Annotated in this window: 13 protein-coding genes and 1 pseudogene; 6 read left to right on the forward strand and 8 right to left on the reverse strand. The window is 25.4% G+C overall.

Going from position 1 to position 16,126, the window contains the following annotated elements:
* Positions 1–169: 169 nt before the first annotated feature.
* From ACH2BC_RS10420 to ACH2BC_RS10435, 4 genes are all read right to left on the reverse strand, one after another.
* Positions 170–1,039 (reverse strand): decaprenyl-phosphate phosphoribosyltransferase, encoded by an 870-nt coding sequence (locus tag ACH2BC_RS10420; RefSeq protein WP_395053937.1) that lies wholly within the window; start codon positions 1,037–1,039, stop codon positions 170–172.
* Between the two features lie 2 nt (positions 1,040–1,041).
* Positions 1,042–2,568, reverse strand: coding sequence for a hypothetical protein (locus tag ACH2BC_RS10425; protein ID WP_395053938.1), 1,527 nt, complete (start codon positions 2,566–2,568; stop codon positions 1,042–1,044).
* Between the two features lie 71 nt (positions 2,569–2,639).
* Positions 2,640–3,284, reverse strand: coding sequence for a class I SAM-dependent methyltransferase (locus tag ACH2BC_RS10430; RefSeq protein ID WP_395053939.1), 645 nt, complete (start codon positions 3,282–3,284; stop codon positions 2,640–2,642).
* A 69-nt stretch (positions 3,285–3,353) separates the two neighbouring features.
* Positions 3,354–3,704, reverse strand: a complete 351-nt coding sequence (locus ACH2BC_RS10435; protein ID WP_395053940.1) for a multiprotein-bridging factor 1 family protein — start codon at positions 3,702–3,704, stop codon at positions 3,354–3,356.
* Positions 3,705–3,922: 218 nt separating this feature from the next.
* Here ACH2BC_RS10435 and ACH2BC_RS10440 point away from each other — a divergent pair, with 218 nt between their 5' ends.
* Complete coding sequence (locus ACH2BC_RS10440; protein ID WP_395053941.1) at positions 3,923–5,101, forward strand: hypothetical protein; 1,179 nt, start codon at positions 3,923–3,925, stop codon at positions 5,099–5,101.
* A gap of 26 nt (positions 5,102–5,127) precedes the next feature.
* Positions 5,128–6,888: a T9SS type A sorting domain-containing protein gene (locus ACH2BC_RS10445; protein ID WP_395053942.1), complete on the forward strand. Its 1,761-nt coding sequence runs from the start codon at positions 5,128–5,130 to the stop codon at positions 6,886–6,888.
* A gap of 34 nt (positions 6,889–6,922) precedes the next feature.
* Here the strand turns inward: ACH2BC_RS10445 and ACH2BC_RS10450 are convergent, their stop codons facing one another.
* Positions 6,923–8,056: a glycosyltransferase gene (locus tag ACH2BC_RS10450; RefSeq protein WP_395053943.1), complete on the reverse strand. Its 1,134-nt coding sequence runs from the start codon at positions 8,054–8,056 to the stop codon at positions 6,923–6,925.
* Positions 8,057–8,099: 43 nt separating this feature from the next.
* Here ACH2BC_RS10450 and ACH2BC_RS10455 point away from each other — a divergent pair, with 43 nt between their 5' ends.
* Positions 8,100–9,176, forward strand: coding sequence for a glycosyltransferase (locus ACH2BC_RS10455; RefSeq protein ID WP_395053944.1), 1,077 nt, complete (start codon positions 8,100–8,102; stop codon positions 9,174–9,176).
* Between the two features lie 6 nt (positions 9,177–9,182).
* A complete protein-coding gene (locus ACH2BC_RS10460) occupies positions 9,183–9,599 on the forward strand; it encodes a sugar 3,4-ketoisomerase (RefSeq protein WP_395053945.1) in 417 nt (138 codons plus the stop codon).
* Here the strand turns inward: ACH2BC_RS10460 and ACH2BC_RS10465 are convergent.
* The 3 genes from ACH2BC_RS10465 to ACH2BC_RS10475 are packed head-to-tail and all read right to left on the reverse strand — an operon-like array spanning position 9,576 to position 12,072.
* Positions 9,576–10,505 carry a glycosyltransferase family 2 protein gene (locus ACH2BC_RS10465; protein WP_395053946.1) on the reverse strand — a complete coding sequence of 310 codons (930 nt, stop codon included), beginning with the start codon at positions 10,503–10,505 and terminating at the stop codon, positions 9,576–9,578. The two genes, ACH2BC_RS10460 and ACH2BC_RS10465, sit on opposite strands and share 24 nt — an antisense overlap.
* Positions 10,502–11,389 (reverse strand): glycosyltransferase family 2 protein, encoded by an 888-nt coding sequence (locus tag ACH2BC_RS10470; RefSeq protein ID WP_395053947.1) that lies wholly within the window; start codon positions 11,387–11,389, stop codon positions 10,502–10,504. The genes ACH2BC_RS10465 and ACH2BC_RS10470 overlap by 4 nt, the downstream gene beginning before the upstream one ends.
* On the reverse strand, positions 11,389–12,072 hold the full coding sequence (locus tag ACH2BC_RS10475; protein ID WP_395053948.1) for a cell division ATP-binding protein FtsE: 684 nt from the start codon (positions 12,070–12,072) through the stop codon (positions 11,389–11,391). Before ACH2BC_RS10475 ends, ACH2BC_RS10470 begins: the two co-directional genes overlap by 1 nt.
* 275 nt (positions 12,073–12,347) lie before the next feature.
* Here ACH2BC_RS10475 and ACH2BC_RS10480 point away from each other — a divergent pair, with 275 nt between their 5' ends.
* Together ACH2BC_RS10480 and ACH2BC_RS10485 are read left to right on the forward strand one after the other, a co-directional pair.
* A complete protein-coding gene (locus ACH2BC_RS10480; RefSeq protein ID WP_395053949.1) occupies positions 12,348–15,362 on the forward strand; it encodes a tetratricopeptide repeat protein in 3,015 nt (1,004 codons plus the stop codon).
* A gap of 69 nt (positions 15,363–15,431) precedes the next feature.
* Positions 15,432–16,126: pseudogene (locus ACH2BC_RS10485) on the forward strand (TonB-dependent receptor); the annotation flags it as partial.

Below are 16,126 nucleotides of genomic sequence, written 5' to 3' on the forward strand. Positions count from 1 at the left end.
AGCTTTTTCATTAGAAATTATTCCAATTTTCCATTTTAAAAGTGATGGAAATAGTAATAGAAACCCTATACAAAGATTAAAATATCCTTTATAGAACTTTGTAAATTCTATTAGACTATCTTTTTTATAAAGCGTTTTATCAAAGTCAACTAATACTAGCGTTTTCATATTAACTTCTAAAATACAACAAATAACTCATTAATAATAACCAAGCAATTATAGTTACTTGAATAAATCTATCTTTTAAAACTATCTTAGTTGGTGAATAAGTTGATTGATTTACAAAAACTAATTTTAAATATCTAAAAATTCCGTTAACTACAAAAATTATTGATACATATAATAATTTAGAGTTATAATGAAGTTGTACTTCTGGAGAAATACAATAAAAGATGTAACAAACTATAATTATAGATGCTAAAATTCCAAGAATAATATCTACAAAAACTAAATTATAACCTTCAATATTTTTCCTAACATCTTTACCACTTTGCGCATAAACTACATCTGTTCTTCGTTTAGAAATTCCTAAAAACAAAGCTAAAAGATAAGTTATCAATAAAATCCAAATGGAAGGAATAACATCACTTACAACTGATCCAGCGACAATTCTAAGTATAAAACCTATTGCTATAATATTTACATCTAGTATAGCAATGTGTTTAAGCCATTTTGAATAAAAGAAATTTAAAACAATATATAAAGCGATAACAAAAAACAAATCTTTTGAAATTATTAAAGAAACGACAAGTGTCGAAATCATTAACAATAACATTAATAATAATCCATTTTTAATTGTAATACTTCCAGATGCTAATGGTCGTTTGCATTTTTGAGGATGATTTTTATCTTCATTAATATCATAATAATCATTTAATATATAAATGCTACTTGAAGCAATGCAGAAACATATAAATGCTAAAAAAACATTTTTTAAATTATTAAAATTTAAAAACTGACTATCAAAGAAAAGTGGTGCAAAAACAAATGCATTTTTTATATATTGTTCAAACCTTATTAAATGTAGGTATTTCTTCATTTTTAATTTATTCCGTTGTAAATAATAAAATACTTTGTTTCATCAATTTTATTGAAATTTTTGTAAATAAACCAAGTAGTTGGACTTGCCTGAATTGTATATTTGCTAAAATCTTCTTTAGTAATGAATGATTTTTCTACAAAAATAAAATTCTTTTTATTAGAACACATTTTTATGAATTTATTGTTTTCGCTATTAATTTCGTTGTTTAATAACCAATCTCCAGGTAACTCACTTTGTCCATTAAATAAATAATTAGACATAGGCATAGAAGGTGCTACTATATAATTTTGACCATATTTTTTAATTAATTCTTTAACTTCTTTATGTTTTTCAAAAGTTTCTTTATTAGTTTTTATAAATTTTAATTTTGGTGAAATTGATTCTAAAGAATAATTAAGTTCAAAAATTGAATTATCACGATATGGATTTTTGTTTGAGGCAAAAGCTACTAAACACATTGGCAAGCCAATCCATAAATAATATTTTTTATTTATTATAATCTCATTTTCCATTAAAACAATAAAACTTAAAATTATTCCTGTAGCAAATAATAACGGCGTTGCATAACCAATACTAATTGAAACTGACCAAGATATACTTAATAATACTAATAAAGGAAATAAATAACTAATGGATTTCTTTTTCTCTAAAAAAATATAAAGTAATGCAATAATTGTAGCATCAAATGCAATAAAAGGTGCTATAAAAATTTTATTCATTAAAAATAAAACTATTGATATTAGTATTAAAACAATAGCGATGTTTTTTAGATAAGGAAATACATAATTAATTTTAAAGTTTGATATTTTTAAGAAAATAAATAAGCTACTGATTAAAATAATTGTTAATGAAATGAAATATATAATTGGCAAAAATATATAATTATGAAAACCAACAATATAAAGATCTTTTAATGCTAATGTACCACTAATTTGTTCCTTAAAATTGTTCCAAGATGTTATGGAACAGATTAGTGAAGTAAATATTGCTATTAGAATTAATAAATTGGTTAAATAATAAAAGGAATATTTTACTCCATATCTAAAATAAATCCAAATCAATAACATAATTGGAATTAAATAAAATGATTGTTTAGATAAAGCAGCTAATAAAGAACATAAAGCAACTAAAAAAAGTTGAAAAAAATTGATGTTTTTGTATCTTGCAATAATCCAAAAAGCTATAGAAGAAAAGAATATTCCATCAGTTGTTGGCCAAGCATAAGGAGGAAAATTATACCATGAAACAAGAAAACATAAAATTATTAACGCCCATTTATCAATCTTTTTTATACTATAAATTAAATAAATACCAGAAACAAAAAAATAAACTTGCGCTACATAACTTAAATATGCTATAATTCTAAAGTAAAAAAACTGTCCAGTTTCGGGTAGTATTTTCATAAAAAAGGCATGAAGATATATTGTTACTGGAGGAAATTTATAAATAAAATCTTCGTAAACATGTTGTCCGTTTATAATTCTCCAAGAAAAGCTAGACATATATCCAGTATCCCAGGTTTCCATGCCGTATTGATTTAATACTATACAATAAAATGAAATTATTAAAAATAGAATAAGTTTATAATTTATAAATTTCATTTTTCTAGAATTAAAAAAAAGTGAGGATATACAAACATTCTTTTGGTATAAGTATCAAGTACTTTAAATCCAATTTTATCAGCCAATTTTTTAGCATCAGACATTTTAATTTCATTACCAATTTCTTTACTAAAGACTAAATCATGTAATTTATTGAAATTTACAAACATGCTATCAGCATCAATATCTTTAATAATTAGTTTATTTCCAACTGACATTTTTAAATATATTTCTTTTAAAAAATCTTCTTGATTATTTTTAGGTATATGATGCAAAACATCAATTAAATATATTTTAGAATAGTTTTCAATTAAATTTGGAATAGTATTACCATCGAAAGTTTCAAATTGAAGTTTTTTATTGCTACAAAATTCTTTTGTTACTTTTTTAGCATTTTGAACAAGTTTTTCAGAAATTTCTATGCCATAAATATCATTTGCAGTAGTAAATTTTGCTACCAACGCACAAAATTGACCTGAACCGCAACCAATGTCAAAAACAGTATCGTTTTCTTCAACAAAATCTAACAACTCATCAAATGGACAAATTATTGGTCTATAAACTACTTTGAGTTTATCTATAAAACTCAAATCTTTAGATTTTGTTTTTAAATAGTTTAAAATTTCTTGTTGTTTAGTCAATTTTAATTAAGTTTTTTTTAAACAATATTTCAGATTTTTAAATAAAAATTTAAACTTTAAATTAAAAATTCATTTATCTTTATTATCTCTAAGGATACGATTTTCTTCTTCAAGTTTTTGAATGTATTTTCTTTGATTATCTAGTAAATATTCTGGAATAGTATAAAAATGATTTGTCCCAAAAAAATCACCAATTACGTTATCTCTGAAAATAAAGAAATTATTTTCTTCTGATTCATATATTTCTTCTACAGATGCATCTAATATTTTTGAAAGTTTTTCCCATTCATTATTAGTTATTTTTATTTGACCTTTTTCTCTACGATTATAGTTGGAAACATCCATATTAAGTTTTAAGGCCATTTGCTGTTGAGTAAATCCTCTTTTGGTGCGTTTTAAAATTAGCTTAGTCTTTTCCATTAAAATAACATTTATTGTTCTATTGCGAAAATATGCAAAAAAATCGCAATAGTAATTAAAGAATTGTATTTTTTATTTATATAAATTTATAAGATAATTCTACTTATATTTTTTATAAAACAATATTTACCAAACATATGTGAGAATATACGAACACTTTAAAATTTGTATAAGGTCGTTTTAACACTCAAGACCAAAGAAGTATAAAAATTAAAATAATGAAAAAACAAATTTTATTTATTGGAACATTATTGTCTTTTGGGATTGGATTTTCTCAAAACACCTTTCCTACACTTGCTAATACTGCTGTAGGTATTGGTACAGGTACACCAGCTGTATCTGGTGCTGGAGGTTTAAGATTAAAGGTTACAAGTGGAGTTGCTAATACTTCTGGAATTCAATTAACTAATTTAACGAGTACAAGTACAGTTACTTCTGGATTATTAGGAAAAGCATTAAGTGTAAATTCTACTGGTAATTTAGTGTTAGTTCCTGTTGCAAATTCAGATACTGATTTAAGTATTTTTAATAATGATGGTACATTAGCTGCAAATAGAACAGTATCAATGAATGCTAAAAATTTAACATTTGATCCATTAAATATTAATTCACAGTTTTTTATTAATGGCACTAATGGTAATGTAGGTGTTGGAACAGTAACTCCAACAACAAGATTAGATGTTGTGGGAGATTTAAAAGGTACAAGTGGTATTTTCACAAAGTCATTAACAGGTCTTCAAAATTTCGCAACCAATACAGACAGAGTTAGAGGCAGTCTTGTGCTTTCGGCCGGAACATTATTAGATGCACCATCTGGTGTTAGAACATTTGGATTTATGGATATGCCTGCAAATAATTTTAATCCAGAACCTTGGTCTTGGTTTAATATTGATGATAGAAATTTTAGTACTCGCCTAAGATTAATTGCAAAAACTGGAAAAGGATCTGAGTTTGTACTATTTGATAAAAATCAATCACCATTTTTTACCACAGCCGAAGATAATGATTACGTAATATTTACTTTACCAAAGCCAAATTCTCATGTTGGTATAGGAACTTCAAATTTTTTTGATGGTGCGGATGAATATAGACTTTCTGTAAAAGGTAAAATTAGAGCTGAGGAAATTAAGGTTTATAATACATGGGCAGATTATGTTTTTGAAAAAGATTATGATTTAAAACCATTATCAGAAGTTGAAAAATTTATAAATGAAAATAAACATTTACCAAATGTTCCATCTGCAAAAGATGTTATTGAAAAAGGTTTAGAGTTAGGAAATATGAGTAAAATTCAACAAGAAAAAATTGAAGAGTTAACTTTATATTTAATTCAACAAAATAAAGAAATACAGGAGTTAAAGGCTCAAATGAAAAATTTGACAGAGAAAAAACAGTAATAACGTATAATTAAAAACATAAAATTATGAAAAAATTATATTTATTTTTTGTTGTATCCATTTTAATAACATTGGATATTAATGGTCAAAGTTTAATTAATAATCATTGGAAATTAGGTCAAACAGATTTAAATTTCACAAATCCAACTCCTATTGCAAATGTTATAAGTAATACTAATTATGGAAAAGCTTCTATTAGTGATTCCTCAGGCAATTTGTTATTTTACACAGATGGGATTAATGTTTGGAACAAAAATCATACTATAATGCTAAATGGTTCCAATATAGGTTATTCAGGTGTTACAAATACTATTATAGTTCCAAATAAGTCTAATCCAAATCAATATTTCATAATCAAAGCGGAATCTTATTTATGTCTTTGCTTCACACTTGAACCTACAAATTATTTGTATTCAATAGTAGAATTTAATTCTTCTAATCCATTAGGTATAGTCTTAAATATTAATCCAAATCCTATTGTAGGTTCACCAGAAAATAATTTTTCAAAAGCATTAACTGATTCTACAGGATTGATAAACAATTTATATTATTATGGAGCTCTAACAGCTACTACCAGTAATGATGGTAATTATTGGGTAATAATACAAAGTAAAAATAAAATGTTGAGTTACAAAATTGACAATTTAGGATTTAATTTTATACCTATTGAGTCAATATTTCCAGCTAATCAGATTTATGCACCAGGTTCTTGGAATTCAAGTTTTCAATATGTTGATGGTTTAGAAAATGCTAAATTTAGAATTGCGCCAAATAATTCTTTTCTAATTGGTTTACAATATGGTAGAAATAATGCAAATGATCCTGCTTATTCATCAGCTTTTTTTTATAAAGTTGCATTCAATTCTACTACTGGTGTATTTTCAAATTTTCAATCTTTTTCTGGTGTTGGATACAAAATAAAAGAATTTGAGATATCAAATAATTCAAATAATTTATTTTTTATAAGAAAGAAGTTTCAAGCTATTGGACAAAATATTGATGGAGAAATACTGGTAAAAGATATTAATATTAATTCAAATCCTGTAAGAATACTTAATCAATTTAATACTAGTAATCCAAGTTCGGAATTTAATTATATTCAAAAAGATAGAAATGGGAATATTTTAATTAGTTCAACCTTTATAAATTTAAATAGAGACAAATATATCCATAAGATTGAAAATCAAGATGATTTTTTAAATAGTTCTGTGAATGTAAATTTTGTTTATTTAAACAGCTATAGTATTTCATCTTTACCTCAATTAATACCTGAATTGTTAGCTCCAGTATCACTTTGTCCAACTTTGACTTTAACATCAGAACCTAATTCAGGATTGTTTACCTATCAAAATTACAGTACAATAACTACACAAACTAATTATAGTATAGATTTGTTAAGCCAAAATATATCGTTAAGAGCAAGTGATTATATAACATTAAAACCAAATACATTAATAAAAACAGGTTCAACTTTTTCTGCAAAAATTCAATCTTGTGTTCTTGCCGCTAAAAATAGTAATAGTTCAAATTTTGAAGAGGAAGCAATAAATAGTAAAGTAGTAAAACTTTTTCCAAACCCAAATGAAGGTTCATTTACTGTTTTATTTAATAAAGAAATGAAAAATACTAACATAGTAGTATATGACATTTTTGGAAAATTAGTTTTTAATACATTATTTGATGGAACAAGTTTAGACCTAAATATTCCAAATATCACTTCAGGACTTTATTTAGTAAAAATTACTTCTAATGAGTTGAATGAAACATTAAAGTTCATTAAAAAATAAAATAATTTAAAAGCGGATAAAAATATCCGCTTTTTTATTTTTCCCATTTTTCTATATATTTTTCAGCAATAACTTTATAATTATGTTCTTTCTCAATAAAATCTCTAGCACGTTTTCCAATTGCAATAATCTCATTAGGATTTTCAATTAAAAATGACATTTGGTTTACTAAATAATCTACACTAGGCAATGCATTTATCGCTACTTTTTCTTTTAAATTATAATATTCTTCAAATTCATTTTCTGCTCCAGTAAATACAGCTTTGCCTTTAGCCATTGCTTCAAGAGCATTATAACCTTGATCGAAGGCGTATACTTGGTCAAGGATTATATGTGCATTGTTGTAAAGTTTTATATAATCATTGTAAGGCAAACTTTTTACAATAATTATTTCAACTTTATCGTGATATTTATTTTTTATTATTTTTAAAGCTTTTTCAAAAAAATCATTTCCTTTTTTAAAATAATTGCTTTCGTTTATACCATGAAAAATAATTATTTCATCATTTATGATTAACTCATTTTTAACAAAACTATCAATATTTATTGGGTTTGCAATCAATCCTAAATATTTAGGATGGTTCACAAGAGGTATATGATAATCAATATCAGATGCTATAACTCCTTTAATATTTTCAAAAATAAAATCATGAAGTTTTTTAAAATCTTTTGTTTTAAATTTTAACACATTTGAAAAATCTTTATTATTAATTGTTCCTCTTAGATACGGTTGTACAATTGATTTATTTTCTGGATTGTCAAAATTATAGTTTACATATAAATAATCATCGCCACAAGACAATAGAAAAACCTTTTTATTATTCTTAAAAATAAAATTTAATATTTTTTTTTCATAGTAAAAATTACAAAAAAAACTATTTTCATTTATTAATTGGACAACATCAAAATTTTTAAATTTATTACGATTTTTATAAAACTGATGATATGTAAAATAGGAACTAATATCAAATTTGGTTATTTTTAGTAGTAATAGTTTAATTTTTTTTGAAAAACCAGAGTCAAATTTTTTTTCAAATTTTAAATCAACATTAAAATTTTTAAAGCCATCATTAAAGCCATAAATTACAACTTCATGACCAAGTTTAATTAGTCCTTCTTTTAAAGAATTATGTAATCTACTGTATTCGCCTATTAATAATATCTTCATATAATGTTATATTTGACAAATATATTCACTTTTGATCAAAACAATGAACAACAATAAAAAAATTGCAATAATATCTTCATCACTCGGAATTGGAGGTGCGCAAAGGTTTGCAAGTAATTTAAGTTTTATTATTGAAGATTTAGGATATGAAGTTCACAATATAATTATAAACGATTCAGTAGAATATGATTATAAAGGTAAATTATTAAATTTAGGATTATTATGTAAAAATAATTTAACTAAAAAAATAAAAAAAGCATTTTTAATATATCAATATCTTAAAAATATAGATATTGATATTGTAATAGACAATAGAACTCGATTGCATTTTCTTAGAGATTTAGTATATAAACTTGTTTATGGCAAAAGAAAATGTTTATATGTAGTTCATAGCTCAAAACTAAATATGTACTTACCAAATTCTATTTTTTTGGCAAAAATTTTATATTCTAAAAATGATAAAGTAATTTGTGTTTCTAAAGAAATAGAAGAAAAAATTAATTTTAATTATAATTTAAAAAATATAGTTACAATTTATAATTCAATTGAAATCAATAATTTAAAACTTGAAAAACCAATAAATTTACCTGAAAATTTTTTTCTTTTTTTTGGAAGATTTGATGAAAAAGTTAAAAATTTAACCCTAATGATTGAATCTTTTGTAGAATCTAAAATTTATAAAAATGATTATAAATTAATTTTGATGGGCGATGGAATTGACAAAGATTTTATAAAAGAAAAAATTAAACAACTAAAGTGTGAAGATTTTATTAAAGTTTTACCATTTGAAAAAAATCCTATACCATTTTTACAACATTCAAGAGCTACAGTTTTAACTAGTAAATTTGAAGGTTTTCCAATGTCATTACTAGAATCATTAGCTTCAGGAATTCCAGTAATAGCTGTTGATTGTCCAACAGGTCCAAAAGAAATTGTAATTGATAAATTTAATGGATTGTTGGTTGAAAATAATAATAAGTTTTTATTGTCAGAAGCTTTTAAAAAATTTGCTTTTGATGATGAATTACATCAATTTTGTAAATCTAATTCTAAAAAAAGTATTGAACATTTATCTATTTTAGAAATTTCTAAACAATGGGAGAATGTGTTAAAAAATTAAAAATAAATGAAAACAACTATAGAAGATGTTAGATTTATTGAGGTTCCAAAGATTCACGATATTAGAGGAAATTTATCAGTTATAGAAAATGATACTTTTCCTTATGAAATTAAACGTGTATATTATTTATATGATGTACCTAGTGATTCTAAGCGTGGTGGACATGCTCATGTAAAATTGAAACAATTTTTAATCGCTTTATCAGGAAGTTTTGATGTAGTTCTAAAAGATGGTGTAAATCAAAAAACAGTTACACTAAATAAGCCAAATTTTGGGCTATTAATTGAAAACGGAATCTGGAGAGAATTAGAGAACTTTTCATCAGGTTCTGTTTGTTTAGTTTTAGCGTCCAATGTTTTTGAAGAAGAAGATTATATAAGAGATTATGAAGATTTTGTTTTATTTAAAAATAGAATTAGTTAAACCAAATTCTACAAATTTATTTTTAAAAAAAATCAAAACTAATAATATAAATCTAGGCAAGTATAATAAAATTTTCTTTTTAAATGATATTTCTTTTAAATCAATTTCTGATTTTAATTTTTTAAATTGGATTAAATTATTATTCAATTTACACTTTATTGCTGCCGAAAATCTGTTTAAATCTAAATATTTTTTCAAAGCTGGATTTCTTTTTTCTTCTTCAATATATTTTTTGAAGACATAATCTTCAAAATAATAATTTGAATTTCTAGAAATACTTTTCAAATCATATTTATAGGTGGAAAGAACTTCCCAAATAAATAATATAGAATAATTTAATCCTATTCTTATCCACAATTCTGTGTCTTCTCCTTTATTTATTTTGATATCAAAAGTTCCAATTTTTTGAAATACATTTTTATTAATTACTATACTTGAAGTCCATAAAACACATTCTTCGTTACTTGCATTAAAAAAATCTACAATTTCGTAATCGTTTGTTTTTTTTATGGAATAATTTGGTTTAAATAAAGTTGTATTTGTTTCTATTTCTATTGCGCAAGAAAATACTTTAAGTTCAGGAAATTTTATACTATAAAAATTCATTATTTTTAAATAGTCAACTTTCCAAATATCATCTGCATCGAGAAAACAAATAAAATCTCCTTTAGAATTTTCAATTCCAAAATTTCTTGCAATGGCAACACCTTCATTTTTTTTTGAAAATATTTTTAGTCTTTCATCAATAAATTTAGATACTATATTTAAACTTCTATCAGTAGAACAATCATTAACAATAATCAATTCAAAATCTGTAAAACTCTGATTTAAAACACTTTTGATAGTATTTTTAATAAAATTTTCTTTATTGTATAGCGGAATAATTACTGAAAAATAGGGTTTCATTTTAAATTTATTTTACAAAAATAACTTAATTTATAAACATCAAAAATAAATAAAGAAGGATTGCTTGAAGTTAAATTTTTTCTAAAAAGAAAATTAAAGTTAGAATAAATAAAACTAAAAAAAGTTACTAATTTAATTTTTTTAAGTTTAGTGTAAATTGATAAAATACGGTTATTATTAAACGATAATAATCCAATAGAATATAGGTTATTTAAGTTTTCTAAAGCTACTTTGGTTTTATCTAAAAACTCATCTGAACTTTCTAATCCAAAGTGAATTACAGGATTTTCAATATGATGTACTGAAATATCTTTTTTCTCTAAATTTAAAAAAAATAAATAATCTTCATATCCATATTTTGTAATTTCATTATCAAATTTATGACTTAAAAAAATAGTTCTGTCAATTAAAAAATTTGAAGTTAAAGCAGTTTTATTTGGATTTTTAAGTCTTTCTTTTAAAGTTAAAGCTTCTCTTTTTTTTCCATAAACCCATCTAAGTATTTGCTGTTTTTCTGGTTTTTCAATTTGGTATTTCAGTCCGCCAAATACTACATTATGTTTTGGATTAACAATAATATAATTTTTTATAAAATCATTTTTTGTTGGAATTGTATCACTATCTAAAAATAACAACCATTTAAATTTTGATTTATCAGCCAATGAATTTCTATTCTTGCCTCTTCCTAAATTTTCTTCATTAACATAGAAAAAGCAATTTTTAATAGAATTAATCTTTTCGTTTTCAAGATTTAATTCCGATTTTGAAGCGTCATCCTGTGAAATAATTTCATATTCAATTCCTTCATTTTCACATTGTTTATGCAACTCAGTAACCAATGGTAATGCATTATAATTATATGTAGGAATTAATATAGATAACATTACACGCTTCGTTGCACAACTTCAAAAATAGCTCCATCTTCACACTTTAAAGTCTTAGATGGAAACTTCATTAATAAAGCATAATCGTGTGTTGCCATAATTACCGTTTTACCAAGTTGGTTAATATTTTTTAAAACCTCAAGAACTTCTGCACTGGTTTGCGGATCTAGATTTCCTGTTGGTTCATCAGCCAAAATAAATTCTGGGTCATTAAGTAAAGCTCTTGCAATGGCAACTCGTTGTTGTTCTCCACCAGAAAGTTGGTGTGGCATTTTACTTGCAAATCCTTTCATTCCAACTTTATCAAGAACTTCATCAATTTTTTGTTGCATTTCTTCGGCTACTGTCCAACCAGTTGCTTTTAATACAAATAGCATATTGTTACTTACATTTCTATCTGGAAGCAATTGAAAATCTTGAAAAACAATTCCTATTTTACGTCTCAAATACGGAATTTCACTTTCTTTTAAAGTTGCCAAATCAAACTCTACAATATGTCCTTCGCCTTCTGTTAAAGGTAAATCGCCATACAAAGTTTTCATAAAACTACTTTTACCCGAACCAGTTTTTCCAATTATATATATAAATTCTCCGTGATTTACTTCAAGATTTACTTGAGATAATATGACTTTATTTTCTTGATAAATGGTTACGTTTTGTAATGATAAAACTAGTTGCGACATAAGAAATTTTGTTTATTGGGTAAAAGTACTATTATAACGTAGGTTTTCAAAATAAATTTTATAAAATTCTATTTCTAAAATCCCAAAGGCAAAAAATTCCAAATTCCAATATTTAGCAATAAAATTTATTATGTAAATGATAAAATCTTCCATCTTCCATCTTGCGTCTTCCAACTTTTTTCAATTGTTAAGAAAAATGTTTATAATAAAAACAAACAATCGCTCGTTATAGTTACTAGAATTTTACTTTTGAATGATTATTAAAAAACAAAACAATGCAAAAAATAAAATCGTTTATTTTCCTGAGTTTCCTGCTTGTGTCAGTAACACTATTTGGTCAAAAAACAGAAATTAATAACAATCAATTTTCAGAGTATGACAAAGCTATTTCGTTGTATAATGATAAACAATATTTATCGGCACAAATACTTTTTGATAAAGTAAAGCAAGACAATAAACAAGCTGATATTCAGGCAGATTGTAGTTATTATATTGCATTTTGTGCTATAAAATTAGACCAGAATAATGCAGATCAATTAATGGAGAATTTTGTAGCAGATTATCCAACTTCAACCAAGCAAAACCAAGCATTTATTGGCGTTTCTCAATACTATTTTGAACAAGGAAATTATCCTAAAGCATTAGAATATTTTGATAGAGTAGACGAAAGCGGTTTATCATCTGAAGACATTCAAAAATTTAATTTCCAAAAAGGTTATGCTTATTTTTCTGCCAATAAAAAGAAAGAAGCTACAACTTATTTCAATAAAGTGTCTAATTCTAAAGAATATGGTTCGCAAGCCAAATATTATTTAGGAATGATTTCTTACGACAAAGACGATTATAAAGAAGCAACTAAATATTTTGATCAAATTTCTGGCGAAGAAAAATATAAAGAAAAACTGTCTTATTTTCAAGCTGATATGAATTTTAAACTTGGAAATTTTCAAAAAGCCATAGATTTAGGAAAAGCTGCAATGGCAAAATCTAGTGCTTTAGAAAAATCGGAATTGAATAAAATTATTGGCGAAAGTTATTTTAATTTAAAAAAATACAACGAAGCATTACCTTATTTAAAAGAGTATAAAGGCAAAAAAGGAAAATGGAGTAATACCGATTTTTATCAATTAGGTTATACTTATTATCAACAAAAAGACTATGAAAACGCTATTTCTCAATTCAATAAAATAATTGATGGTAAAGACTTTGTATCGCAAAATGCTTATTATCATTTGGGCGAAAGCTATATGAAAGTTGACAAAAAGCAAGAAGCATTGAACGCTTTTAAAAATGCTTCTGAAATGGATTTTGATAAAAAAATTCAAGAAGATGCCAATTTAAATTATGCTAAAATTAGTTATGAAATAGGAAACTCCTACCAAAGTGTTCCAGATGTTTTGAGTACGTTTTTAAATAAATATCCAAATTCGCCAAGTAAATCTGAAATTGAAAACTTGTTGATTAACTCCTATATAACTTCTAAAAATTACATTGGAGCATTAGCATTATTAGAAAAAAATAAAAATCCAGAAAACCGTTTGGCTTACCAAAAAGTTACTTTTTATCGTGGATTAGAATTGTTTACTGATGGAAATTATAAAGAAGCACAAAAACTTTTTGTAAAATCTTTAAAAGAACAAAAAGAGGCTAAGTTTACTGCAAGAGCAACATTTTGGAAAGCAGAATCTGAATATGTAACAGACAATTTTAATGAAGCATTATTGAGTTTTAAGCAATTTGAAGGAATGGACGAAGCTAAAAACACGCCAGAATTTAAAAACTTAAATTATAACATTGCCTATTGCTATTTTAAACAAAAAGAATATGATAAAGCTGGAGATTATTTTGATGCCTACATTGCAAATTCTAAAGAGGACAAAATTCGTTTAAACGATTCCTATTTAAGATTAGGCGACAGCCGATTTGTAACTTCTAAATATTTTCCTGCGATGGAAGCGTACAATAAAGCTATTGAATTAAAAAGTGTAGATGCTGATTATGCTGCGTTTCAAAAAGCAATTAGTTACGGATTTGTGAGTAAAAATGATAAAAAAATTGAAGATTTTAATAAGTTTCTTACCAATTTTAAAACTTCTAAATATAGAGATGATGCACTTTTTGAATTAGGAAATACTTATGTAACAGAAAATAAAACCGATTTAGCTATTAAAACTTACGATCAATTGTTAAGCGAATTTAAAAACGGATCGTTTGCAGCTAAATCGGTTTTGCGTCAAGGTTTGGTTTATTATAACGGAAATAAAGACGATCAAGCTATTGCAAAATTTAAAAAAGTAGCTGCAGATTATCCTAAAACTCCAGAAGCACTTGAAGCTGTGGCAACGTCAAGATTAATTTATGTAGATAATGGAAAAGTAGACGAATATGCTTCTTGGGTAAGAACTTTAGATTTTGTAGAAGTGTCTGATGCTGAATTAGATAACGATACTTATGAAGCTGCAGAAAAACAATATTTACAAAACAATACTAAACAAGCCATTACCACTTTAAATGGATATTTAACTAGTTTTCCTAACGGAATTCACAGTTTGAAAGCCAATTTTTATTTAGCACAATCGTATTATACTGATGGTTTGCCTAACAATGCAATTCCGAATTATGAAAACGTAATTGCTAAATCTAGAAGCGAATATACAGAACAATCGTTGGCAAGATTATGTGAAATTTATTTGAAAAAAGACGATTTTACTAAAGCAATTCCAGTTTTAAAACGATTGGAAAGTGAAGCCGATTTTCCTCAGAATAGTACATTTGCTCAAGCCAATTTAATGCGCGCTTACTATGCACAAAAGGATTATCCAAATTCGGTTATTTATGCAGATAAAGTATTAAATAATCCAAAAACAGATAATAAAGTGAAAAGCGATGCTCAAATTATAATTGCTCGTTCTGCAATAAAAGCTGGCGATGAAGAAAAAGCTAGAGTTGCTTACGCAAAATTACAAACCATTGCCAAAGGCGAATTGGCAGCAGAAGCATTATTTTATGATGCCTATTTTAAAAATAAAGATGGAAAGTTTGCCGAATCTAATAAAACAGTCCAAAAATTGTCTAAAGAATATTCTGGGTACAAATATTTTGGAGCTAAAAGTTTGGTTGTAATGGCTAAAAACTATTATGGATTGAAAGACAGTTATCAATCAACATCAATATTATCAAGTGTAATTGAAAATTTTACAGAGTTTCCAGATGTTGTAAAAGAAGCTCAAACGGAATTGGATAATATTAAAACCGAAGAAGGAAAAACAAATTCATCTATAGAGAAATAGAGTGGTAATATTCCGCAGACTTGTCATTCTGACGAAGGAAGAATCTCAACACACATAAAAAAAACAACTATGAAAATCAATTTTCAAAATAAAATAACAATTGCATTAGTACTTTTAGTTTTTCAATTTTCTTTATCGCAAGTTAAAGATGAAAACATTGGAAGCGAAGTAGTTAACGTTGTGAAACCTTACACGCCAACAATTTCTGATGCTTTTAAAGTAAAAGAAACGCCAACATTAGACGATGAAGAAACATCTAAAACAGAAAATATTAAATACAATATTTTCTCTTTTCCTGTAGCATCAACTTTTACACCTTCCAAAGGAAAAGCTGCTGGAGTTGACAAAGCCGAAAAAGAAAAATTATTCAACAATTATTTAACGCTCGCTGCAGGTAATTATGGTAATGTTAATGCCGAATTATTTGTAACGCAAACATTAGAAAATAACGATTATGTTGGTGCAATGTTGCGTCATTTGTCTTCGCAAGGTGGAATAAAAAACATAGAACTAGACGATAAATATTTCAATACATCATTAGATTTAACTTATGGAAGTAGAAATAAAGATCTTTCCTGGAATGCCGATTTAGGTTATCAAAATCAAACTTACAATTGGTACGGAATTGAACCTAATTTTTTCACACAAACGCAAATTGAAAATATTAACGAACAACAAACCTATCATAATGCATACTTTGGTGGAAGAGTAGAATTAGGACAAAGTGTATTGAAAGAAGCAAGCATAAAATTCAGTCGTTTTTG

The sequence above is a fragment of the Flavobacterium sp. genome, from assembly GCF_043760115.1.
In the GTDB taxonomy this organism is placed as follows: Bacteria; Bacteroidota; Bacteroidia; order Flavobacteriales; family Flavobacteriaceae; genus Flavobacterium.

Coding starts and splice junctions, on each gene's coding strand:
- ACH2BC_RS10425 (WP_395053938.1), bottom strand. CDS start 2,568: ATGGAAACCTGGGATACTGGATATATGTCTAGCTTTTCTTGGAGAATT.
- ACH2BC_RS10465 (WP_395053946.1), bottom strand. CDS start 10,505: ATGAAACCCTATTTTTCAGTAATTATTCCGCTATACAATAAAGAAAAT.
- ACH2BC_RS10470 (WP_395053947.1), bottom strand. CDS start 11,389: ATGTTATCTATATTAATTCCTACATATAATTATAATGCATTACCATTG.
- ACH2BC_RS10440 (WP_395053941.1), top strand. CDS start 3,923: ATGAAAAAACAAATTTTATTTATTGGAACATTATTGTCTTTTGGGATT.
- ACH2BC_RS10475 (WP_395053948.1), bottom strand. CDS start 12,072: ATGTCGCAACTAGTTTTATCATTACAAAACGTAACCATTTATCAAGAA.
- ACH2BC_RS10480 (WP_395053949.1), top strand. CDS start 12,348: ATGCAAAAAATAAAATCGTTTATTTTCCTGAGTTTCCTGCTTGTGTCA.
- ACH2BC_RS10435 (WP_395053940.1), bottom strand. CDS start 3,704: ATGGAAAAGACTAAGCTAATTTTAAAACGCACCAAAAGAGGATTTACT.
- ACH2BC_RS10455 (WP_395053944.1), top strand. CDS start 8,100: ATGAACAACAATAAAAAAATTGCAATAATATCTTCATCACTCGGAATT.
- ACH2BC_RS10450 (WP_395053943.1), bottom strand. CDS start 8,056: ATGAAGATATTATTAATAGGCGAATACAGTAGATTACATAATTCTTTA.
- ACH2BC_RS10460 (WP_395053945.1), top strand. CDS start 9,183: ATGAAAACAACTATAGAAGATGTTAGATTTATTGAGGTTCCAAAGATT.
- ACH2BC_RS10445 (WP_395053942.1), top strand. CDS start 5,128: ATGAAAAAATTATATTTATTTTTTGTTGTATCCATTTTAATAACATTG.
- ACH2BC_RS10420 (WP_395053937.1), bottom strand. CDS start 1,039: ATGAAGAAATACCTACATTTAATAAGGTTTGAACAATATATAAAAAAT.